Origin of the sequence: Streptomyces mobaraensis NBRC 13819 = DSM 40847 (assembly GCF_017916255.1) — a bacterium.
In the GTDB taxonomy this organism is placed as follows: Bacteria; Actinomycetota; Actinomycetes; order Streptomycetales; family Streptomycetaceae; genus Streptomyces; species Streptomyces mobaraensis.
On the sequence record NZ_CP072827.1, the window covers coordinates 3,909,668 to 3,930,640 of the forward strand.

At 74.7% G+C, this 20,973-nt stretch carries 18 protein-coding genes and 1 pseudogene; 6 read left to right on the forward strand and 13 right to left on the reverse strand.

The window, feature by feature from the left end:
- Nucleotides 1-68: 68 nt before the first annotated feature.
- The 7 genes from pheA to J7W19_RS16720 all read right to left on the reverse strand — a co-directional run bounded on the left by pheA (nucleotide 69) and on the right by J7W19_RS16720 (nucleotide 7,243).
- Nucleotides 69-1,013: a prephenate dehydratase gene (pheA, locus tag J7W19_RS16690; protein ID WP_004954112.1), complete on the reverse strand. Its 945-nt coding sequence runs from the start codon at nucleotides 1,011-1,013 to the stop codon at nucleotides 69-71.
- A 121-nt stretch (nucleotides 1,014-1,134) separates the two neighbouring features.
- Complete coding sequence (gene efeB, locus J7W19_RS16695) at nucleotides 1,135-2,499, reverse strand: iron uptake transporter deferrochelatase/peroxidase subunit (RefSeq protein WP_004954113.1); 1,365 nt, start codon at nucleotides 2,497-2,499, stop codon at nucleotides 1,135-1,137.
- 27 nt (nucleotides 2,500-2,526) lie between these two features.
- Nucleotides 2,527-4,383 (reverse strand): copper resistance CopC/CopD family protein, encoded by a 1,857-nt coding sequence (locus J7W19_RS16700; protein WP_004954115.1) that lies wholly within the window; start codon nucleotides 4,381-4,383, stop codon nucleotides 2,527-2,529.
- Between the two features lie 6 nt (nucleotides 4,384-4,389).
- Nucleotides 4,390-4,854 carry a copper chaperone PCu(A)C gene (locus J7W19_RS16705; protein ID WP_004954118.1) on the reverse strand — a complete coding sequence of 155 codons (465 nt, stop codon included), beginning with the start codon at nucleotides 4,852-4,854 and terminating at the stop codon, nucleotides 4,390-4,392.
- Nucleotides 4,854-5,516 (reverse strand): SCO family protein, encoded by a 663-nt coding sequence (locus J7W19_RS16710; protein ID WP_004954120.1) that lies wholly within the window; start codon nucleotides 5,514-5,516, stop codon nucleotides 4,854-4,856. The genes J7W19_RS16705 and J7W19_RS16710 overlap by 1 nt, the downstream gene beginning before the upstream one ends.
- Nucleotides 5,517-5,596: 80 nt before the next feature.
- Entirely contained in the window at nucleotides 5,597-6,358 is a 762-nt protein-coding gene (locus J7W19_RS16715) for a YcnI family copper-binding membrane protein (RefSeq protein ID WP_004954122.1), read from the reverse strand.
- 99 nt (nucleotides 6,359-6,457) lie between these two features.
- Nucleotides 6,458-7,243, reverse strand: a complete 786-nt coding sequence (locus J7W19_RS16720) for a hypothetical protein (protein ID WP_004954125.1) — start codon at nucleotides 7,241-7,243, stop codon at nucleotides 6,458-6,460.
- A 177-nt stretch (nucleotides 7,244-7,420) separates the two neighbouring features.
- Between J7W19_RS16720 and J7W19_RS16725 the strand changes: the two genes are divergently transcribed.
- A complete protein-coding gene (locus J7W19_RS16725; protein WP_004954128.1) occupies nucleotides 7,421-7,990 on the forward strand; it encodes an ATP-binding protein in 570 nt (189 codons plus the stop codon).
- On the opposite strand, the gene J7W19_RS16730 is transcribed toward J7W19_RS16725, so the two are convergent.
- On the reverse strand, nucleotides 7,953-9,191 hold the full coding sequence (locus J7W19_RS16730) for an RNA polymerase sigma factor (protein WP_004954130.1): 1,239 nt from the start codon (nucleotides 9,189-9,191) through the stop codon (nucleotides 7,953-7,955). The two genes, J7W19_RS16725 and J7W19_RS16730, sit on opposite strands and share 38 nt — an antisense overlap.
- Complete coding sequence (locus J7W19_RS16735) at nucleotides 9,191-9,604, reverse strand: YciI family protein (protein ID WP_004954134.1); 414 nt, start codon at nucleotides 9,602-9,604, stop codon at nucleotides 9,191-9,193. Before J7W19_RS16735 ends, J7W19_RS16730 begins: the two co-directional genes overlap by 1 nt.
- Nucleotides 9,605-10,069: 465 nt before the next feature.
- Between J7W19_RS16735 and J7W19_RS16740 the strand changes: the two genes are divergently transcribed.
- A complete protein-coding gene (locus tag J7W19_RS16740; protein WP_004954136.1) occupies nucleotides 10,070-10,480 on the forward strand; it encodes an RNHCP domain-containing protein in 411 nt (136 codons plus the stop codon).
- Between the two features lie 23 nt (nucleotides 10,481-10,503).
- Nucleotides 10,504-10,932, forward strand: a complete 429-nt coding sequence (locus J7W19_RS16745) for an RNHCP domain-containing protein (protein WP_004954139.1) — start codon at nucleotides 10,504-10,506, stop codon at nucleotides 10,930-10,932.
- Nucleotides 10,933-11,002: 70 nt separating this feature from the next.
- On the opposite strand, the gene J7W19_RS16750 is transcribed toward J7W19_RS16745, so the two are convergent.
- Both J7W19_RS16750 and J7W19_RS16755 read right to left on the reverse strand, forming a co-directional pair.
- Nucleotides 11,003-12,457 carry an aminopeptidase P family protein gene (locus tag J7W19_RS16750; RefSeq protein WP_004943055.1) on the reverse strand — a complete coding sequence of 485 codons (1,455 nt, stop codon included), beginning with the start codon at nucleotides 12,455-12,457 and terminating at the stop codon, nucleotides 11,003-11,005.
- 111 nt (nucleotides 12,458-12,568) lie between these two features.
- Complete coding sequence (locus J7W19_RS16755; protein WP_004943057.1) at nucleotides 12,569-14,425, reverse strand: PP2C family protein-serine/threonine phosphatase; 1,857 nt, start codon at nucleotides 14,423-14,425, stop codon at nucleotides 12,569-12,571.
- 751 nt (nucleotides 14,426-15,176) lie between these two features.
- On the opposite strand from J7W19_RS16755, the gene J7W19_RS16760 reads away from it, so the two are divergent.
- From J7W19_RS16760 to J7W19_RS16770, 3 genes are all read left to right on the forward strand, one after another.
- Entirely contained in the window at nucleotides 15,177-15,938 is a 762-nt protein-coding gene (locus J7W19_RS16760; RefSeq protein WP_004943059.1) for a bifunctional DNA primase/polymerase, read from the forward strand.
- Between the two features lie 478 nt (nucleotides 15,939-16,416).
- Entirely contained in the window at nucleotides 16,417-17,064 is a 648-nt protein-coding gene (locus J7W19_RS16765) for a hypothetical protein (RefSeq protein ID WP_004943061.1), read from the forward strand.
- Nucleotides 17,065-17,992: 928 nt separating this feature from the next.
- The gene (locus tag J7W19_RS16770) at nucleotides 17,993-18,961 is read left to right on the forward strand and encodes a DUF5926 family protein (protein WP_004943064.1); all 969 of its coding nucleotides are present in this window, start codon (nucleotides 17,993-17,995) and stop codon (nucleotides 18,959-18,961) included.
- 146 nt (nucleotides 18,962-19,107) lie between these two features.
- On the opposite strand, the pseudogene J7W19_RS16775 reads toward J7W19_RS16770, so the two are convergent.
- Nucleotides 19,108-19,759 (reverse strand): annotated as a pseudogene (locus tag J7W19_RS16775) (ATP-binding protein).
- Between the two features lie 56 nt (nucleotides 19,760-19,815).
- Entirely contained in the window at nucleotides 19,816-20,664 is an 849-nt protein-coding gene (locus tag J7W19_RS16780) for a glycerophosphodiester phosphodiesterase (RefSeq protein WP_004943068.1), read from the reverse strand.
- Between the last annotated feature and the right edge of the window lie 309 nt (nucleotides 20,665-20,973).

Sequence of the window (20,973 nt, forward strand, 5' to 3'; positions counted from 1 at the left end):
CTGTGGATAACCCTGTGGACGAACCGGCGGCAGGCCCCGGCAGGCCCCGGCGGACCCCGGGGCGCCCCTCAGGCCCGCCCGTCCTGGCAGCGCGCCAGCCACTCCGCCGCCGCCACGAAATCGGCGTCCGACGTCCCCGGCCGCGGCGCCGCTCCCGCCGTGGGCGGCTCACCGTCCGCGCTCGCGCGCGGATACGACCCGAGGAACCGCACGTTCGGGCAGATCCGCTTCAGGCCCATCAGCGTCTCGGCCACCCGCCGGTCCGTGATGTGCCCCTCGCAGTCGATGGAGAAGCAGTACCGCCCCATGCCCTCGCCCGTCGGCCGCGACTCGATCCACGTCAGGTTGACGCCCCGCGCCGAGAACTCCTGCAGCAGTTCCATCAGCGCACCGGGGTGGTCGTCCCGCAGCCATACGACCATGGACGTCCGGTCGGCGCCGGTCCGGGCCGCCGGCCGCGCCGGCCGCCCCGCCAGCACGAACCGCGTCTCCGCGTTCCGCGCGTCGTGGATGTCGGTGACCAGCGGCTCCAGACCGTACGTCGCGGCGGCGAACTCCCCGGCGAACGCGGCGTCGTAGCGGCCCTCCCGCACCAGCCGCGCGCCGTCCGCGTTGGACGCCGCCGACTCCCAGCGGGCGTCCGGCAGATGGGCCGCCAGCCACTTGCGCACCTGCGGCTGGGCGACCGGGTGCCCGGTCACCGTCTTGATGTCGCCGAGCTTCGTCCCCGGCCGGACGAGCAGGGCGAACGCGATCCGCAGCAGCACCTCGCGGTAGATCATCAGCGGGGTGCCGGTGGCCAGTTCGTCCAGGGTCGCCGTGACGCCGCCCTCCACCGAGTTCTCGATGGGCACCAGCGCCGCCGCCGCCTCGCCGCCGCGCACGGCGTCCAGCGCGGCCGGGACGGAGACCTTGGGTACCAGCTCGCGCGTCGCCGCCTCCGGGAGCGTGCGCAGCGCGGCCTCGGTGAAGGTGCCTTCGGGACCGAGGTAGGTGTAGCGGCTGGCCGACATCACGCGATACTCCTCCGAACGGTCCGCTGCGTCAGAGCGGGCTGCCGTCACGATACCGAGCGGGAGGGGAGGGCTCCCCCGCCCGCCCAGCCGTTCACCACCACTCACCACACCCCCCCGCCTACCCCTCCAGCAGCCGCTGCCCCACGTACTCGCCCTCGGCGCAACCGCCCGGCACCGCGAAGAGCCCGCTCGCCTCGTGCCGCAGGAAGCGCGACAGCCCGTCCCCCCGGTCCAGCTTCCGCTGCACCGGCACGAACCCCTTCATCGGGTCCGCCTGCCAGGCCACGAACAGCAGCCCGGCGTCCGGGGCGCCGTCGTCGCGGAAGCCGTCGTGGTACGAGAAGGCGCGGCGCAGCATCGTCGCGCCCCGGTTGGCGGAGGGCGCGGCGACGCGGACGTGGGCGTCGCCGGCGATGGCCAGCGCGCCGTCCGGCCCGATCTTCTCCAGGTCGACGGGGGTCGTCTCACCGCCACCGGACAGCGGGGCGCCGTCCGACTTGCGGCGGCCTATCACCCGCTCCTGGCGCTCCAGCGGCAGGTTGTCCCAGGTGTCCAGCAGCATCCGGATGCGCCGCACCACCGCGTACGAGCCGCCCGCCATCCACGCGTCGGGCCCCTTGCGGTCGCGCGGGACGAAGATCTTCTCCTCGAAGTCCGGGTCCGTGGGCTTGGGGTTGTTGGTGCCGTCGACCTGGCCCATCAGATTGCGCTGGGTCATCGGGCGCGGGGTGGCGCCGGGGGTGCGGTTGAAGCCGCTCATCTCCCAGCGCGGCCGGACGGCGTCGCCGGCCTGCTTGCGGAGCAGCCGCAGCGCGTGGAACGCCACCAGCGCGTCGTCGGCGCCGATCTGCACCCAGAGGTCGCCGTCGCCGCGCTTGGGGTCGAGTGCGTCCTGGGTGAAGGCGGGCAGCGGTTCGAGGGCGGCGGGCCGCCGGTCCGTCAGGCCCGTACGGTCGAAGAAGGTACGGCCGAAGCCGAAGGTGACGGTCAGCGAGGACGGCCCGGCGTCCAGCGCGATGCCGGTGTCGTCGCCCTTCGGCGTCCGGCCCTCCGCCAGCTCCGCCGCCGTCGCCGACCAGCGTCTGAGCAGGGCGGCGGCGGCCTTGCGGTCCGCGCCCGGCGCCAGGTCGAAGGCCAGCAGGTGGCCGTGGGCCTGCGCGGGGTCGGCGATGCCGGCCTGGTGGTCGCCGTGGAAGGGGACGGTCGCGGAGCCGACGCCGGACAGCGGGTCCGGGTCCTCGCGGACCGCCTCCGCGACCGAGGCGCCGCCCAGGCCGCCGACGACGAGCCCGCCGGCACCGACCGCGCCGGCGGTGCCGAGCAGCCGCCGCCGGGACAGCCCGTCCGGCTTCCCCTGGGGTTCCGTCTTATCGGCCTTATCGGCCTTATCGGCCTTGCCGTTCTTGCCGTTCTTGGCGGCCTTGCCGTTCGGGGCGGCCTTGGCGGTCCGCCGCGTCGTGGTCTTGCCGGAAGTCTCAGCCATCAGTCTCAGCCATCACAGTCTCAGCCATCAGTCGATCTTCACGTCTTCGATCTCGGTGACCTGGTCGATCTCGGAGGTCCGTACGGTCAGGGTGAGCTGCCACCGACCCGCCATGGGCAGCTGGAATCCGGAGGCACGCGACCGGCCGGCCGACAGGCGCTTCAGCGGCGCCCGCAGCGGGCCGATGCCCTTCTCCTTCTCGGTGAACGAAACCGCCACCTCGGGGACGTCCACCGGTCGCCCGGCGGGGTCCGTGAGCGTGACGTCGACGGTGTTGGTGCCGGAGCGCCCCGGGGCGACGGTGACGCGGGCCGTGCCGCGTCCGTCCTTCCCCCCGGTGTCGTACGCGATCCTCGCCTCGACCGGTCCGGCGGCGGACGCCGACGGACCGCCGTCCGTGCGGCCGGCCCGCTTCTGCTCGGTCTCGGCCCGGCCCGGCTGGGTGGTGGTGAGGACGGTGGTGACGGCGAGCAGCACCACGGCCACCACGGCCTCGGCCAGCACGGCGCGGCGCAGGCCGGACCGGCCCTCGTCCGCGGCGCGCTCCCGCCGCCCGGCGGCCTTGGCCATCGCGGCCCGCTGCCGGGCGAGTTGGGCCGCCCGCTCGGGCGACGCTCCGGCGGCCCCGCCGGGCTTCTCCGGTACGGCCTTGGGACGCGGCCCGCGGGCGGGCGCCCGGTCGCCGATCCGGGCCGTCCAGCGCCGCGAGAACGCCGCCAGGACGACCAGCACTCCCACCAGTCCCACCTTGACCAGCAGCCACCGCCCGTACTCCGTACCGGTCAGCGCGGCCCAGCCGCCGACCTGCCGCCACGCCTGGTAGATCCCGGTGGCGACCAGGACGCAGACCGCGGTGAAGGCCAGCCGGGAGAACCGGCGGGCCGCGCCGCCGGGCAGCGGCTCCTCCGCCCCCAACGCGGCGAGCAGCGCGGCGAGTCCGCCGAGCCATACGCCGACGCCGAGCAGGTGCAGGACGTCGACGGGCATGGCCACCCAGGGCTGGAGCCCGGCCGAGGCGTGTTCGGCCGCCGCCCAGGTCGCCGCGAGCCCCGCGGCCACCAGCCCGCCGCCGGCCCCGAGCCCCCAGGCGTACGCCCGCCGCCCGCCGCCCGGCCGGGCGTGCTCGCCGAACACCACGGCCAGCACCACCGCCGCCGCGCTGAGCAGCAGCAGCCGGGTCAGCAGGGCCGCGCCCGGCCGGCTCGACAGCGCGTCCCCGAGCAGCGACAGGTCGAGGACGGCACCGGGCCCCCGGCCGCTCGTGTACGCGCCGCGCAGCAGCGACAGCGCCGCCGTCGCCAGGAACAGCGCCACCCAGCCGCCGACCGCGACCCGCCGCACCCCGCGCCCGGTGTGGCAGACCGCGGCGAACACACAGCCGCCGACGAGCAGCGCGAAGCCCGCGTAGGCGGCGTACCGCGCGGTGTCGTAGAGCGTCCCGACCACCGGGTCCGTCCCCTTGACCGCCGCCTTCACCGTGGTCGCCGAGGGTGCGCCGACGGAGAAGGTGAAGGCCCCGGCCACCGGGTGGCTGTCGGCGGAGACCGCCTGCCAGGCCACCGTGTACGTGCCGTTCGCGATCCCGGTCCGCAGGGCGACGGCCGCCGTCTCGGACCGGCCGTCGACGTGCGCGGGCCGCCCGTCGTCGACGCGCGCGCCCTTGGGGTCCAGGACCCGCACCGAGTCGGCGCCGAGCAGCACGCCCTCGGAGAAGGTCAGCCGGACCTGGCGCGGCGCCTCCGGCACCACCGAGCCCTGGCGGGGGTCGGTGGCGGTCAGCGCGGCGTGCGCCGACGCGGTGCCGGCGCCGGCGGTCAGCACGCAGAGCAGGGCGGCGGCCAGCGCGCCCAGCAGGCCGCCGAGCCGGCGAACGGTTGTGCTCATGCCGCGTCAGTCCTTGGGCCGGTACGACGCGTCCTCGACCGGCACCTGGATCCTCACCGGCGCCGACGTGGCGAAGTGCAGCGTGAACTCGATCTTCTCGCCCACCTTGGGCAGGTGGTCGAGCTTGCCCAGCATCAGGTGGCTGCCGCCGTGCGCGAGGGACAGGCTGCCCTTCGCCGGGACGTCCAGCTTCTCGGCGTGCTGCATCCGCGAGCCGTCGGTGGTGTGCAGGGTGACGTCGCGGGAGAGCGGCGTGGTGACCTTGGTGAGCTGGTCGGTCGAGTCGCCGTCGTTCTTGACGGTGAAGTACGCCGCGGCCATGTCGTCCATGGCCGGCCGGGGCATATAGGCCCCGCTGACGGACAGTTCGGGCTTGTCCGAGGAGCCGGTCCCGTAACCGGCGATCGCCACCAGCGCGCCGGCCAGCAGCAGCGGAACGGCCGCCACCGCGGCGAGGGCGGACTTGCGCATCAGGGGTTCTCCCCCTTGACGATCTTCGGGAGCCCCTTGGCGTACTGGTCCGCGGTGGTCTCGGCCGTGTAGAGCCAGTGGCCCTTGTCGTCCTTCGGCGAGAACCCGACGACCTGCGCGCCGTGGCTGACGGTGACCGAGCCGTCCTTCTCCTTCTTCGGCTTGTCGACCAGGATGCCGAGCGGCTTGGCCGCCGCCTGGATGGTGTCGAACGAGCCGGTCAGGCCGACGATGTCCTGGCCGCCCTGGGCGTCCAGCCACTTCCGCATCCGGGCCGGGGTGTCCCGCTCGGGGTCGGTGGTGACGAAGACGATCCGCAGCTTCTCGCGGTCGGCCTGCGGCAGCTTCTTGGCGGCGGCGGCCATGTCGGAGACCACGGTCGAGCAGACGTCGGGGCAGTAGGTGTAGCCGAAGTAGAGCAGCACGGGCCGGCCCGCGGTCTCCTTGACCAGCTGGTACTGCTTCTCCGAGGTGTCCTTGAGGACCAGGTCCGGCTTGGCCTTGGCGTCGTCCAGCGTGATCGGGGACTTCTTCGGCTCGCCGCCGGACACGTCGGCGATCGGCTTGTCCTCGGCCTTGTCGTCGGAACCGCCGCAGGCCGACAGGGTGAGCGCGGCGGCGAGGGCCAGCACCGTGCTCGCGGTCTTGGTACGCATGCGCATGGAGTGCTTCTCCAGGTGTGGGTTCGGGGATGGGGGCCGGCGGCCGCCCGGTGCGGCGCCGGCCCTGGCCGTTCCGTGCGTCAGGCCGCCGTGCGGCGGCGCCCGGCGAACACGCCGAAGGCGGCGCCCGCCACACCGACGACGATGCCGACGACGCCGAGGACGCGCGCGGTGGTGTCGGTGGAGTCGCCGTCACCGTCGTCGGAGGCGGCGGCCGGGGCAGTGGCGCCCTTGCCGTTCTTGTCGTCCGCCGCGGGCTTCCCGGCGGCCGGCTTGTCGACGAGCTTCAGGACGGGGGCGGGGTGCTCGGGCTCCTCGCCGCCCGGCTTCGACGGGTCGATCCAGCGCACCACGTCGTCGTCGGAGTACGTCTGGAGCGCCTTGAAGACCAGCTCGTCGGCGTCGGTGGGCAGCTGCCCGACCGACAGCGGGAACTGCTGGAAGTTCCCGGGCTCGATCTTGCCGCCGGTCCAGACGACCTTGCTGACGGCCTCGTCGATGGACTTGCCGTGCATCCGCACCGGCTTGTCCAGCTTGGTCTTCTCGACCTTCACGTCCCAGCCCGGCACCGCCTGTGGCATCACGGAGACGAGTGGGTGCTTGGGGTCGAGGGCCAGCTCGACCTTGACCGTCGAGGCGTTGTCCTTCTCGTTCGGCACCTTGATCGAGATCGTGCTGTAGCCGCCCTTCTCGGCGGTCCCGGGCTGCACGCTGACGTGCGCCGAGGCGGGCCCTGCGAGGAACAGCACCCCGGCAGCGGCGGCGGTGCCGACGGCGGCGAGGTGGCCGGCGCGGACGGCGGGACGGGTGCGGGCAGCGGGCATCGTGGTCTTGGTGTTCATGCGAAAACACTCCCTGTGCAGGAGGGGGCGGATGGGGTGGCACGCGTACGGCCACCACGCGTCCGCCCTCCCGCCGTACAGGCGGAGTGCGACGCGTGCTCAGGCCGCGAGGGTGAACCGCGGCGGGCCCCGCCTGATCAGGACGTGCCGGCACTCCGGCTCGCGCGCCGGCCGCTCGTCGTCCGCGCCCGTCCGCCGCGTGCGCACGACCGGCTGCCGCGGGGCGCCGGCCAGGAAGGCGCGGACGAGGCCCGCCGCCGCGCGCAGCGCGCGGACCAGCGTGGCCTCGACGACGGCGCGCGCGGGCCGCTCCGACAGCCGCACCAGGCGCCACAGCGCCGCCTCGCCGCGCCACAGCAGCCAGCCGACGGCCAGGGCCGCGAGCAGATGGCCGAGCAGCATGGCCGGCGAGGGCATCAGGACGTGCGCGACGGCGTCCCACGGCCCGTCGCCGCCGTGGGCGGTTTCGGTGGCCGGGGCCGGGGCGCCGAGCCCGGCGTCGGTGAGGATCCGGCGCGCCTCCGCGGGCGAGGCCGGGGGCCGCTGGTTGCACAGCAGCCGGCCGGCGAAGGAGACCAGGGGTCCGTCGTGGCCGGTGCGCGGGGACGCCTCCGGGCCGCGCTGGCCCACGGCGAACAGCGCGTGCAGCGCCACCTGGCCCACCGCCAGGCAGGCCGCGATCCCCGGCAGCGAGCGCTCCCGCCCGGCCAGCGGCGCGACGAGCCCGAACACCACCGCGAACCCGGCCGCCAGCGTCCACACCGGGACGGGCGCGCAGGACGCCAGCGCGTGCCCGGCCGCGGACAGCAGAACGCAGACCGCGGTGAACACCGCGGCCCGGAGCAGTCGCAGATCGGCGCCGGCGCGCGCGACGGGGTGAGGCATGGCCGCGCCATCATCCCACCGGACGCACGCCCTCCCCACGGCAGGGTCCACCGCATACCCCAATGCGCCGTCCCGTCGCATCCGCCGAATGAGCGGACTCACACGCCCGGCAGGCTTACCACGTGTCGCGCACGGCTATAGGTATCGGTATGTCGAGCCGCGGCCAGGAGGCTGAGCATGAGCATCTGGTGGTCACTCCATTTGCGGCGCGAGGCTGCGAGCGTCCCGCTCGCCCGGCGGTTGCTGGTCGGTGCGATGGAGACGGCCGGGGTCGACCCCGAGACGGCCTACGACCTGGCGGTCGCCCTCAGCGAGGCGTGTGCCAACGCGGTCGAGCACGGCGGTGACGCGTCCACCGGCTACCGGGTGACGGCCCGCATCGACGGGGACACCTGCCGCATCGAGGTCACCGACTCCGGGCCGGGCTTCGCCTCCCCTGACAGCTCCCCCGACAGCTCCTCCGAGGGCTCCTCCGAAGGTTTCTCCGAAAGCTCCTACGAGGGCTCCTACGAGAGTCGCAAGGGCCCCGCGGGCCCCGCCGGTCTCAGGGCGCGCCGCCGCCTCCCGCGCCGCGCCGAAGCGCGGACCCCCGCCCCCGTCCACGACGAGCACGGCCGGGGCCTGTTCCTCATCGAGTCCCTCACCGACCACGTCCACGTCCGCAACCGCCCGGGGCGGCAGGGCGCGGTCGTCACCTTCGACAAGATCCTCAAGTGGCGCGAGGACGCGCTGCTGAAGGCTTCCTGAGTCCGGCCGCGTCCCGTCGGCCCCGGCGGCGGGCGTTGAGCCGGGCGGCCTGGCGCGTCAGATGGTCGCGCTCGGCGAGCGTGGGCGCCTTGAGGGCCGCCTCGGCGTACAGCCGCGCCGCCTCCGCCAGGTCGCCGTCGCGCTCGTGGAGGTACGCCGCCACGGCGGTGTAGCGGGGGATGGGGTCTCCCCCGCTCGAGCGGAGCCGAGAGCTCGGGAGCGAGGCGTCCAGCGCCGCGAGCGCCGCCAGCCCGGCGCGCGGCCCCTCGGCCTCCCCGACGGCCACCGCGCGGTTGAGCCGGACGACCGGGCTGTCGGTCAGGCGCGCGAGCTCGTCGTACCACTCGACGATCTGCGGCCAGTCCGTCTCCTCGGCGGTCGGCGCGTCCGCGTGCAGCGCGGCGACGGCGGCCTGGGCCTGGAACTCGCCCAGCCGGTCGCGGGCCAGGGCCGCCTGAAGGATTCCGACGCCCTCGGCGATCAGCGCGGTGTCCCACCGGCTCCGGTCCTGCTCGGCGAGCGGCACCAGGCTCCCGTCCGGCGCGGTCCGGGCGGCGCGCCGGGCGTGGTGGAGCAGCATGAGCGCCAGCAGCCCGGCCACTTCCGGATGGTCGACGACGGCCGCGAGCTGCCGGGTGAGCCGGATGGCCTCGGCGGCGAGGTCGACGTCGCCGGAGTAGCCCTCGTTGAAGACGAGGTAGAGGACGCGCAGCACGGTGGCGACGTCACCGGGCCGGTCGAACCGCACGTCGGAGACCGTGCGCTTGGCCCTGCTGATCCGCTGGGCCATGGTCGCTTCGGGTACGAGATAGGCGCGGGCGATCTGCCGCGTGGTCAGCCCGCCGACGGCGCGCAGCGTGAGCGCGACCGCGGACGCCGGGCTCAGCGACGGGTGCGCGCACAGGAAGTACAGCCGCAGCGTGTCGTCCACCGAGGGCGCGGGCCCGGGCGGCGGCTCCTCCTCGACGCGGTCCTCCCGCCGGCGCCGGGCGGCGTCCGCCCGGGTCGCGTCGAGGAACTTCCGCCACGCCACGGTGACCAGCCACCCCTTCGGGTCCCGCGGCGGACCGTCCGGCCAGACCCGCAGCGCCTCGACCAGCGCGTCCTGCACGGCGTCCTCGGCCGCCGCGAAGTCGGCTCCGCGGCGGACGAGGACGGCGAGGACGCGCGGCGTGAGGCTCCTGAGCAGGACCTCGTCCATCAATGGCACTCGGTGATGCCGGGCGTCGCGGTCAGGAACGGCCGCACCTCCAGCCACTCGTGAATCGGCTTCCCGCCGGCCCCCGGCGCGGCCGACAGCTCCCCGGCCAGCTCGACCGCCCGCTCGTGGCTGTCGACGTCGATGATCATCCAGCCGGCGATCAGATCCTTGGTCTCGGGGAACGGCCCGTCGGTCACCGGCGGCCGTCCCTCCCCGTCGTAACGGACCCACTCCCCCTCGGGAGCGAGTGCGTTCCCGTCCACGAACTCCCCGGTCTCCTCCAGCCGGGCCGCGAAGTCGTGCATGAACCGCACGTGCGCCGAGATCTCCTCCGGCGTCCACTGATCCATGGGCACGTCGTTCACCGGAGCCGGGGCGCCGCGGTAGTGCTTCAGCAGCAGGTACTTGGCCATCGTGGGTTCTCCCTCGGTGCTGGTGCGGCCCATTGTGGCCACGTTCACACCGGGGACGGAGCAGGACGGGGTTTCTCGACATCGGCGGCCGAAGATTTTTCGCGCGCGGGCATCCCTCAGGCCGTCCGGCGTTCGAGGACCTCGCGGCGAAGCCGCGATGCGGGGTACGGGGCTCGCCCCCAGGAATCGGCGAAGTGGGGGTCCCCCCTCTGGGGGAGGGGCCGGAGCACTCCCACCGCCGGCCCGCGACCGCGGAAATCCGCTGGCGGCGGCGGAATGCCCGCTGCTACGTTCCGGCCGTACCCGCCGGGGCCCGGCCCCGAACAACCCCGAAAGAATGAGGTGTGTATGACGACCCGGCCCGCGCCGAGCGCCCCTCGCCGCACCGCCTGACACGCGAAACGCCCCGAGGACCGCTCGGCCCCTCCTGCTGACAGCGAGAACTTCCCAGCGAGGAGACCCCGGGTGTCCACCCACCACCACGACCGCGCTCACCGGAGCGAGTCCACCCATGCCCGTACCACCACCGCCGGCTTCGGCAGGACCGACACCTTCGCCTGTGTCCACTGCGGCCTGACCGTCTCCGCCGGCGCGGCCGACGGCCGCCGGCGCGACCACTGCCCGTCCTGCCTGCACTCCCGGCACGTCATCGACCACGGCGACGGCGGCCCCTCGGAGTGCCTCGGCCGGATGACTCCCATCTCCATCGCCGTGCTGCGCACCGGCGACTGGATGGTCGTCCACCGCTGCGTACGCTGCGACGAACTCACCTCCACCCCCGTCCGCGCGGACGACAACCGGCTGATCCTGATGCGGATGGCCGTCCGTCCGCTCGCCCAACCCCCGTTCCCGCTCGAGGCGTTCGGGGACATCTGAGGCGCGGGGGAGAGGAGACGACCATGCCGCGACGCAAGAACCCGCGGGACGACGGTGGTTCCCGCCGCCCGCAGCGCCGCAAGGACGTCCTGCGCGGACAGGGCGGCCACCGGACGGCCGACTTCCGGTGCGCCGGCTGCCGGCTCGCCGTGTCCCTTGCCGCACCCGGCACGGCGCACCGCAACCACTGCCCGCACTGCCTGGTCAGCCTGCACGTCGACGGACGCGTTCCGGGCGACCGGGCCGCGTCCTGCCGGGGCCGGATGGAGGCGTTGAGCCTGTCCGTCCGCCCGGACGGCGAGTGGCTGATCATCCACGAGTGCCGGTCCTGCGGCGAACTGAGCGCCAACCGCATCGCGGGGGACGACAACGCCCTCGTCCTGATGCGCCTCGCGCTCCGCCCGCTGCGGGACGTCAGGGCCGAGGCGAGCGGCGCGCTCCTGGCGCTGTGAAACGGCGGCGGCGCGGCCGGATCGGGGAAACCCCCGCCCGGCCGCGCCGCCGCCGATGGGCCTTCCGGGCTCAGCCCTTGAGGCGGCCCATCCACGCCTCGACGTCCGAGGACGTCCGGGGCAGGCCGGCGGAGAGGTTCCGGTTGCCGTCCTCGGTGACGAGGATGTCGTCCTCGATGCGGACGCCGATGCCGCGGTACTCCTCGGGCACGGTCAGGTCGTCGGCCTGGAAGTAGAGGCCGGGCTCGACCGTGAGGACCATGCCGGGCTCCAGGACGCCGTCCACGTAGGTCTCGGTGCGGGCGACCGCGCAGTCGTGGACGTCCAGGCCGAGCATGTGGCCGGTGCCGTGCAGGGTCCAGCGGCGCTGCAGGCCGAGTTCCAGGACGCGCTCGACCGGGCCCTCGACGAGGCCCCACTCGACGAGCTTCTCGGCGAGGACGCGCTGGGCGGCGTCGTGGAAGTCGCGGTACTTCGCGCCCGGCCTCACCGCGGCGATGCCGGCCTCCTGCGCCTCGTACACGGCGTCGTAGATCTTGCGCTGGAGCTCGGTGTACGTGCCGTTGATCGGCAGCGTCCGGGTGACGTCGGCGGTGTAGAGGGTGTGGGTCTCCACACCGGCGTCGAGCAGCAGCAGCTCGCCGGCGCGGACCGGGCCGTCGTTGCGCACCCAGTGCAGGGTGGTGGCGTGCGGGCCGGCGGCGCAGATGGAGCCGTAGCCGATGTCGTTGCCCTCGACCCGGGCGCGGAGGAAGAACGTCCCCTCGATGTAGCGCTCGGAGGTGGCCTCCGCCTTGTCGAGGACCTTCACGACGTCCTCGAAGCCCCGGACGGTGGAGTCCACGGCCTTCTGGAGCTCGGCGATCTCGAAGGCGTCCTTCACGAGCCGCTGCTCGCTGATGAAGATCCGCAGCTCCTCGTCGCGCTCGGCGGTGACCTTGTCGGTCAGCGCGGCCTCGATGCCGGCGTCGTGGCCGCGGACGGCGCGGACCGGGCCGGTGGCCTTGGCGAGGGCGGCGGTCAGCTCGCGCACGTCGGCGCAGGGCAGGCCGTAGAGCCGCTCGCCCTCGGCGAGGCTGTACCGGCGGCCGACCCACAGCTCGCCCATGCCGTCGAGCCAGAACTCGCCGTTCTCGCGGTTGGAGCGCGGCAGCAGGTACAGCGTGGCGTCGTGGCCGTCCGCCGTCGGCTCCAGGACGAGGACGCCGTCCTGCGTCTGGTCGCCGGTGAGGTAGACGTACTCGGTCGAGGCGCGGAAGGCGTACTCGGTGTCGTTCGAGCGGGTCTTGAGGTTGCCCGCGGGGATCACCAGGCGCTCGCCCGGGAAGCGCGCGGAGAGCTCGGCGCGGCGCCGCGCCGTCTCCTCGGCCTGGGGTATCGGCCGCAGGTCGCGCAGCTCGGTGTCGGCCCAGCCGCTCTTCATGTTCTCGGCGAGCTCGTCGGAGACGGCCGGGTAGAGGCCGTTCTTCCGCTGCTTGATCGGCTCGTCGCCTTCGGGGTTCTCGGGCGCGGGCTGCTCGGTCATGCTTTCCTCCTCGAACGGGGCCGCCCCCCATCGTAGGTGGGCGGGGGAGCGCCGCGAGCGGCCGGAGGAGGGGCATACGTCCGGATTCACCTGCGGACGAGTCGGGACGTATCAGTCGAAGTGTGCCACCAGGAGGACGACGTCCTCGCCGGAGCGGAGTTCGTCATATCCGCCGGACGGGTCCGTTCCGTCGCCCGACCCCCGGCCGGCGGCGGCCGTGGCGTCGGTGTCGTCCGGCAGGACCGCGCGGAGGACGTGGTCGGCCACCGCCTCCGGGTCGCGCCGCGCCGCCCGGGGGACGCTCGCCGCCGCCGCGTGCAGCCGGGCGAAGGCCCGGTCCATGGCGTCGCCGGTGCGGTGCAGCAGCCCGTCGCTGTAGAGCAGGAGCGTCTCGCCCGGCGCCGGTTCGATCTCGACGCTGGGCGCCTCCCAGCAGGCCAGCATGCCCAGCGGCGCGGAGAGCGAGGTCTCGACGTACTCGGTGCGGTGGTCGCCGATGATCAGCGGTGAGCAGTGGCCCGCCGCGGCGACGACGACCTTGCGGCTGGCCGGGTCGCAGTAGGCGAAGAGGGCCGTGGAGGAGCGGGCGGGTTCGGTCAGCCGCAGCAGGAGTTCCAGGTCGGAGAGGACGGCGACCGGATCCTCGCCCTCCATCACCGCGTACGCCCGCAGGGACGCCCGCAGCCGGCCGGTCGCCGCGACGGCGGACGGGCCGGATCCGGTGATCCCGCCGACGGCGAGGCCGAGCGCGCCCTCGGGAAGGGGGAGCGCGTCGTACCAGTCGCCGCCGCCGCGCGGCCCGGTGCGGTGCCGTACGGCGAGCCGGATCCCGGCGACGCGCGGCAGCCGGCCGGGGAGCAGCTCGTCGTGGAGCGCGGCCAGGGCGGTGCGGGCGCGGCCGAGCTCCAGCAGCCGGGCCAGGTGCCCGGCCGCGTGGGCGCAGTAGCGGGCGGCGAGCCGCCGCTGGCGCTCGGTGGGTTCGGCCGGTTCGTCGTAGAGCCAGACGGCGGCGCCGATCCGGCGGTCCGGCGGGGGCTCGGCGGGGCCGTCCTGGGTGGGACGGTCCTGGCCGGGGCCGTTCTGACCGGGGCCGTTCTGGCCGGGGGGCGGCGAGGGGGTGTCCGGCGGGGCGGCGGCGTCCAGGGGCATCGCGTAGCTGGCGGCGTATCCGAGCCGGGCCGCGACCTCGCGGTGCCGGGGGTCCAGGTCCTTCTCCCCGGGGATGTCGGGGCGGGCGGTGCCGGAGCGGGAGCCGACGGGCGGCAGTCCCTCCAGGAGGTGAACGTACGGATGGGACGCGGCGGAGGGGGCAGGCGCGGGGGGCGACTGACGCGAGGAAGGGGAGGAGGGGGAGGGGGATGACGGGCGAGAAGGGGCTGAAGAGCAAGAAGGGGCTGACTGCGAGGCTTGAGAGACATCCGGGGTCTGTGGGGTCTCTGCGATCTGTGAGCTGTCCGGGCTGTCCGGGCTGTCCGGGCTGTGCGGTACCTGCGGGCTGTGCGGAATGGTCTCCAGATGGCCGAGGTCCGCGCGGCCGAGTCCGAGCGTGGCGGTCGCCGTACGGCCGGAGTCGTCGACCGGGTGGAGGGTGACCAGGCCCCGACCGGCGCCCAGGAGGGTGGCGCCGGCGCGCAGGAGTTCGCACAGCGCGTCGTCCAGGTCTGTGGTGCGGGTGAGGCGCTCGGTGAGTTCCTGGAGCGTGGTGAGGTCCGAGACCCAGCCGGCGAGGCGGTCCTGGACGAGGCCGTCAGGGCGCTGGGGGCCGCGGGGAGCGCCGGTGTTCGAGGGGGCTGAGGCGCCGGACGGGTCTGTGGCGCCGGACGATTCCGTGGTGCCGGACGGGTCCGTGGTGCCCGTGAGAGGGGAGTTGACGGCGTTCGCGGGGCACGCGGCGAAAGCAGAAGCCGCGGCGGGGGCGGGGAGGGACGGATCGATTCCGGCCACTTTCGGGAGGTGGGGGGCGCTCATGGCCGTCTGCTCCGCCGGACCCGTGCGGAGACGGCCCCGGGGCCCGCCCCGGAGAGTGTCCGCAGGGCTCCGGCGTCCGGTTTCGACCAGCCCGTCGGCCTGCGTGTTCCATGGAATAGCACCGCAAACCCCCTGTCGTGGTGCGCGCTATCGGTGACTCCACATGTACACGCCCCGGTGAGGCGATGTCCAGCATTGGACCAGTGGGAATGATGGTGTCTGAGGGGTTTTGAAGTTGGCCGGAAAATAGTGTCGTGCTCGCCGAATTGCGGTCGACTGGCCGTGCTCGACAGCGCGTCACCGCCACCGCGGTGGGTACGTACTTGAGGAAGGGCAGGGGGAGTTGGGGGCGCCCCGGAACCCGGCGGAACACCCGGGCGTCTTACCCGGCAACGGCCGTGCCCGTCCCCGAGTGGCGTGGGGGAACCCATGCCGTGGGCGAGGGGCGTACCGGCCCCAGCACCAAGCGCCATACGCGCGCCACCCTCCGCCATGTTTCACGCTCGGCCCCAGGCGTGATGCGCTGCGTTGTACGCGCAGTGACCTGTGATCCATGTGGTGCGCCGACCATGAAGCGCGGCGGCGCGTCGAGTGCCGCGCGAAGCGGCGCCCGTAGTGCCATGTAATGCGACACGCAGTGCTGCACCTGCAACGAATGCAGTGCCCTGAAGCAACGAATGCAGTGCCCTGACGGCCCTGGTCTCTCCGACCGGGGCCCACCTTCGGCGTTCACGGAAAGGAACGAGCGCTCATGCGCGAGATCCTCGGAAGGCGACGCAAGCTCTCGCTCCGGCGGCCCGGCCGGTCCGCGGTGGTCACCGCGGCCCTGACCTACGCCACGGAGTGGCAGTGGCCCGTACTCCCCGGTGTGGGCCTCCGGCCCGGCATCGGCCGCGTGCGCGAATGCGGCTGCGCCCACCCGGACTGCGCGGTACCGGGCGCCCACCCGTTCGACCCGGGGCTGCTGGCGGCCACCACGGACGCGCGGATGGTCCGCTGGTGGTGGACCAACCGCCCGGAGGCACCGGTCGTCCTCGCCACCGGGGGGCGTGCGGCGAGTGCCGTGAGCCTCCCCGCGATCGCCGGGGCGCGCGCGCTGGCGGCCTTCGACCGCGCGGGCGTGCGCCTCGGTCCGGTGGTGGCCACACCGACGCGCTGGACGCTCCTGGTGGCGCCCTACTCGCTGGAGGTCCTCGGCGAACTGCTGCACAGCCAGGAGTGGGTGCCGGGTTCGCTCCGCTTCCACGGCGACGGCGGCTACGTCGTCCTCCCCCCGTCCACCACGGGCCCCGGCCGGGCCCGCTGGGAGCGCGCGCCGCAGCCCGTCGGAACACCGTCCTCCGGGGTGTCCGGGCGGAACCGCCTCGGCCGGTCGGCGTCCGGGCGGGCCGCGGGCGGCGCGGCGGCGGGGGCGCGGCCGTGGCTGCCGGACGTGGCCTCGGTGGTCGACGTCCTGGTCGAGCAGAGCGCGGCCACCGGGTCGACGGGCGGCGGCAGCCGGCTGGCGTACTGAACGGCCGTACCGGAAGGGCCGGATCCGAACGGCCGTACCGGCTCCGCGCATTGGCCGGTCGTACCGGATGGCCGCACCGGAAGGCCGGGTACCACGGCCCACTTCGTCCCACCACTGTCGGAGAACGCATCGCTCGGGCGCGGCTCGCCCGTGGAGCGCGTACGGACGGGAGACGCACGCGCTCTCACTCGTACGGGTGCAAGCCGCGCCGAGAACTGCGGGATTCGGGTGGTCAACGGCGGGGTGCCGGGGGTGGGGGCCGCTATGTTCGGGGACCGGGCCTGCGTCGGAAGCGGTGCCGGTCGAACGCCGGTGGTCGTCGGCGGGTTCCGACCGGACGCCCCTCCTGGCCGCGCCGGTCCGGCGGGGCGCGTTCCGATCGCCCCGCGTCCAGTGTCCGCGGCGAGTCGCAGGTGGTCCCATGGAGCGTGCGTCCGGTGTGCCCGGCGTGTCCCAGCAACGTGCAGCGAATCTCCGGATGGTCGCGCTCGCGGCCGTGGTGGCGCTCGCCGTCGTCCTCCCGCTCGCGGCGGCGACCGCGGGCCCCGCGGCCCCGGCCGGCCGGTCGAAGGCCGGGCCGGACCGGAAACCGGCGGGTGTCCGTCCGGCCGGCGCCGAGCGTTCCGGGGCGCTCGGGGGCCTCGGCGACACGGCCGGTGACGCGGTCGCGGCGGCCGGCGCGCTGACGGACGGCGCGCGGAAGGGGACGGGCGCCGACGGCGGCCCCGGCGCGCACCGGGGCGCGCGGTCCGCGGTCGCACCCCCCGCGGGCCCGGACGAGCCGCCGGCCGTGACCCGCTGCGGCCCGGAACTCGAGTCCCCCGAGGGCCTGGAGGCCCAGACCTGCGTGCAGACGGAGGGCACGGAGACCTGGGCGCGGACGTACTACCGGAACGGCATCGACGATCCGGTGACCGGCGTGTTGACCTTGATGGCCCCGGACGGCGGCTCGCTCCAGGTGCGCTGCCCGATGCCCGCGACGGACGCCCCGGACACCTGTGAGACCCCCCGGCGGCGGACTGTGCGCGGACATGGCGCGTATGCGGCGGTCGCGGAGATCGCCTCGGCTGAAGGGAAGCTGCTCCTCCGCTCCGGCAGCAACTCACCGGAGAGCGGGGACGATTAGCCCGCCCCGCGCGGAACGTCCGGCTCCGGCACGGGGCCGGCGTCCGCCGCCGCCGTCGGACCGCCTCGCGGGAACCGTCGCCGCCGGGCGGGAGAAACGTCGTGGCCTCGGCCTGCGGGCTTCTGGGAGGGGGCATCGGGGCGGTCCGGCGGTTCCCGCGGGGCGCGCTCCCGGAGACGCCCGGTGATCCACGGCGGGGTCCGCCGGCGTCCGGGCATGGAAGCGCCCGATCGCTGGCGACGGGGGATGCACCAGCGACCGGGCTCCTAGAACGGTAACAAGAGATCGGCGGTTCGCAAATTCGATCGTGGATTTCCGGACGCCGATTTCCGGGCTGACAGCGGGAGTTGTGACAGGAGTCACGCGAGTGACGGTCGCTGAACCCCGGAACCGGCGCTTCCGCGGGAGTGCGAAGCGCGGGCCTCCGGGGCCCGGGCTGCTGACCGGAGCGTCGGCCTCCGCCCCGGATGCGGACGGGGAGCCGGAAGCGGTGGGGTTGCCCCTGGCCCGCCCTTTCACCGTTTCCTGAGGCTGCCGCCCCAGACCCCCCTTCGCGGCTTCGCCGCTCGTCCTCAAGCGCCGGACGGGCTGATATTCAGCCCGTCCGGCGCTTGAGGACAACCGCGCGGAGCACGGTTCCGGGGGTGCGGGGGCCGGCCCCCGCAAGAAACGGTGAAAGGGCGGGACAGGGGCACCCCACTCCGCGCCCACCCGGGCGCTAGGCTCGCGCCCGTACGGGCCGGAGCATCCGGCCGGCAGCCGGCGGGCCGGCGGGCGGACGTCCGGAGCGGACGACCGGACGCCGGGAGTCCGGCGACAGGAGATCCGGTACCGGAGATCCGGACGTCGGGCATCCGGAAACGGAGCGCCGCCGCGCCGGAACCCCGAGGCCCGGAGTCGGAAGCATCGATCGGGAGACACGCACGCCATGGCCAAGAAGCGCCGACCCCAGACCAAGGCCGCCGCACCGCGGGCCGTCGACGGGCCGATCCCCGTCGTCGGTGCCCGCGAGCCCTGCCCCTGCGGCTCCGGCCGCCGCTACAAGGCGTGCCACGGCCAGCAGGCCGCCCACGCCTCGGCCGAACTGGTCCAGCGGCCGTTCGAGGGCCTGCCGGGCGAGGCCGACTGGGTCGCCCTGCGCGAGCTGGTGCCCGCCGCCACCGTGCGGCTCACGCTCAAGGACGGGCTGCCCGAGGGCGTGCCCTCGGTGACGCTGGCGACCGTGCTGCCCATGGCCTGGCCGGCCCTGCGCCGGGACAACGGCGCCGTCCTGCTCGGCCTGCAGAACGACACCGCGACCGGTGACCTCAGCCGCGACCTCGCGGACACCCTCCAGCGCGCCCTCGCCGCCGAGCCGGGCACCCCCGTCGGCGGTTCCCGGACGGGCGGCGACGGGCCGCGGCTCCAGGACCTGCTGGACCTCTCGGCGCCCTTCGAGCCGGAGGTGCACACCGGATTCGAGTTCTGGGTCGAGAACGCCGAGAACGCCACCGGCGAGGTCGCCGCCTCGCTGGAGCGGGCCAACGCCGCCGCGATCCCCACCGTCCGGCTCGCCGGGGTCGAGGGCGCGTACTGGTGCGAGACGCCCGAGAAGAACCACCTGCGCTGGGTGATGACCCACCCGGAGGAGAAGCTGCTGGACGCGCTCGCGCGGCTGCACGCGGCCGGTGAGTCCTCGCTCGGCGAGGGCACCCGGCTCGTCGGCTCGTTCCGCGCCCACGGGCTGACCGTGCCCGTCTGGGACCTGCCCACGGGCGTGGCCGCGGCGGACGTCGAGAAGCCGGCCGCCGCGTTCGCGGAGCGGCTGAACAAGGCGCTCGCCGACGAGTCGCCGCTGTCCGGCGAGGAGCGCCGGGCCCGCAGCGGCCTGACCAGCCGTCAGGTCACGCTGAACTGACGGTTCCGGAGCGGCCCTTCCGCCCCACGGGCGTCGCCGGCCGGTCGGTCGTCCGTCATCCGCCGTCCGTCACTCACCGTCCGGCCCCCAGGGGCCGGGCGGCGCCGGGCGGCCCCCGGAAGGGGCGCGTCCGAGCGCGCGGCGGGCTACACCAGCCCGTCCAGATCGGAGAAGTCCAGCTCCGGCGCGAGGTCGACGCGCGTAGCGAAACCGGCGCGGGCGGAGAGCGCGGCCCATACCGTCACCTCGCCCGAGGTGTCACGGACGCCCCACTCCTGGGACAGCGCGCTGATGATGTTGAGCCCGCGCCCGCCGCGGGCCGTGACCGAGGGAGTGGCCGGAAACGGACGGGTCGGGCCGCCACCGTCGGTGACCTCCACGGTGAGCCGTCCGCGCTCGTCCACCCGCCAGGCGGCGAGGACGCCGCCGTCGCCGTCGGCCCGTGCCGGGCCGCGCTCCCGGCTCAGCGGGCGCCCGTGCCGGTACGCGTTGCTGAGCAACTCCGAAAGAATCAGTACGGCGTCGTCGATGACCGGATCCGGTACCCCGCTCGTCCGCAGGTCCGCACGCATGCGGTGTCTCGCTTCGCCCACACCGGCGGGACCATGGGGTACGGCCATGACCGACGACGTGGGCACCTCCTGTGCCACCACCAACGCCACCCCCGAGACCTCCTTTGCCCCACGTCAGGGGATGAATGCCCCAATGGCCTGGACCGGAAACCGGCCACTCCGGGTCCGGTGGGGGCACTCGGGCCGGCCGGACACGGGCCGAACGCGCCGGGGCACACCCTGTCATGAGCGCGGGGGCGTGCGGACGCGCCCGACGGCGCGCGGAGTTCGGGAGGCGCGCGGTCAGCGCCGTCCCACCTGAGTGAGCACCGCCTTCGGCCGGTTGGTGATCACCGCGTCGACGCCCAACCGCAGGCACAGTTCGACGTCCTCGGGCTCGTTGACCGTCCACACGTGCACCTGGTGCCCCGCCTGATGCAGCCGTGCCACGTACCCCGGGTGGGAGCGCACGATCCGGATGCTGGGCCCGGCGATGTCCACCCCGGGCGGCAGCCGGCCGTCACGCAGCCGCGGCGACAGGAACTGCATCAGATAGACGGCCGGGAGCGCGGGCGCCTCGGCGCGGATCCGGTGCAGGGAACGGGCGGAGAAGCTCATCACGCGGACCGCCGGGGGTTCCCCGGGCGGCGGCCGGTCCAGGCCGAAGCGGCCGAGCAGGGCGAGCAGCCGCGCCTCCACCAAGCCCGCCCAGCGCGTCGGGTGCTTGGTCTCGATGGCGAGCTCGACGCGCCGGTCCGCGTCGACGACGAGTTCGAGGAGCCGCTCCAGGGTGAGGACGGCGGTGTCGGCCGGATCACCGGGGTCCGTCGTCTCGGTGTCGGGCGCCTCCGCGTCCGTGGCGCGCCCCTTCCACGACCCGAAGTCGAGCGCCGCCAGATCGGCAAGCTCCAGGGACGAGACGGCCCCGCGCCCGTTGGACGTGCGGTTGACCCGCCGGTCGTGGACGCAGACGAGGTGCCCGTCCGCCGTCAGCCGCACATCGCACTCCAGCGCGTCCGCGCCGTCCTCGATCGCCTTCCGGTACGCGGCGAGGGTGTGCTCCGGCGCGTCCTCGGACGCGCCGCGGTGGGCGATGACGGCCGGCGGGCGGCTCCCGGGGCGGGACGCGGGGGCCCGGTGCGCAGTGGTCACCGCGTTATGGTGCCACCGCCTGGCACAATCGCGCATGGGCGCTTGTGTCCGGTCGGTCCGCTGTGTCCGGTCGGTCCGCTCGCCGCACCGCCCGGCCGGGCCCTCCGGCCACCCGGCCTTCCGGTTGACCGGCCGCTGTCCGGCCACCCGGCCGCTCCGGTGGACCGCCACCGCCGACCCGCTCGTCACGGGGGCCACCCGGCCACCGGTCCGCGCGGCGCGGAGGCGCACAGGGTCCGCTTACGGCGGCCTGACGGGCGATGGGAAAGGCTGGCGGGGGTAGGTGTTCCGGCGTGGCCCCACCCGTCC

Coding starts and splice junctions, on each gene's coding strand:
- pheA (WP_004954112.1), bottom strand. CDS start 1,013: ATGTCGGCCAGCCGCTACACCTACCTCGGTCCCGAAGGCACCTTCACC.
- efeB (WP_004954113.1), bottom strand. CDS start 2,499: ATGGCTGAGACTTCCGGCAAGACCACGACGCGGCGGACCGCCAAGGCC.
- J7W19_RS16700 (WP_004954115.1), bottom strand. CDS start 4,383: ATGAGCACAACCGTTCGCCGGCTCGGCGGCCTGCTGGGCGCGCTGGCC.
- J7W19_RS16705 (WP_004954118.1), bottom strand. CDS start 4,854: ATGCGCAAGTCCGCCCTCGCCGCGGTGGCGGCCGTTCCGCTGCTGCTG.
- J7W19_RS16710 (WP_004954120.1), bottom strand. CDS start 5,516: ATGCGCATGCGTACCAAGACCGCGAGCACGGTGCTGGCCCTCGCCGCC.
- J7W19_RS16715 (WP_004954122.1), bottom strand. CDS start 6,358: ATGAACACCAAGACCACGATGCCCGCTGCCCGCACCCGTCCCGCCGTC.
- J7W19_RS16720 (WP_004954125.1), bottom strand. CDS start 7,243: ATGCCTCACCCCGTCGCGCGCGCCGGCGCCGATCTGCGACTGCTCCGG.
- J7W19_RS16725 (WP_004954128.1), top strand. CDS start 7,421: ATGAGCATCTGGTGGTCACTCCATTTGCGGCGCGAGGCTGCGAGCGTC.
- J7W19_RS16730 (WP_004954130.1), bottom strand. CDS start 9,191: ATGGACGAGGTCCTGCTCAGGAGCCTCACGCCGCGCGTCCTCGCCGTC.
- J7W19_RS16735 (WP_004954134.1), bottom strand. CDS start 9,604: ATGGCCAAGTACCTGCTGCTGAAGCACTACCGCGGCGCCCCGGCTCCG.
- J7W19_RS16745 (WP_004954139.1), top strand. CDS start 10,504: ATGCCGCGACGCAAGAACCCGCGGGACGACGGTGGTTCCCGCCGCCCG.
- J7W19_RS16750 (WP_004943055.1), bottom strand. CDS start 12,457: ATGACCGAGCAGCCCGCGCCCGAGAACCCCGAAGGCGACGAGCCGATC.
- J7W19_RS16755 (WP_004943057.1), bottom strand. CDS start 14,425: ATGAGCGCCCCCCACCTCCCGAAAGTGGCCGGAATCGATCCGTCCCTC.
- J7W19_RS16760 (WP_004943059.1), top strand. CDS start 15,177: ATGCGCGAGATCCTCGGAAGGCGACGCAAGCTCTCGCTCCGGCGGCCC.
- J7W19_RS16765 (WP_004943061.1), top strand. CDS start 16,417: ATGGTCGCGCTCGCGGCCGTGGTGGCGCTCGCCGTCGTCCTCCCGCTC.
- J7W19_RS16770 (WP_004943064.1), top strand. CDS start 17,993: ATGGCCAAGAAGCGCCGACCCCAGACCAAGGCCGCCGCACCGCGGGCC.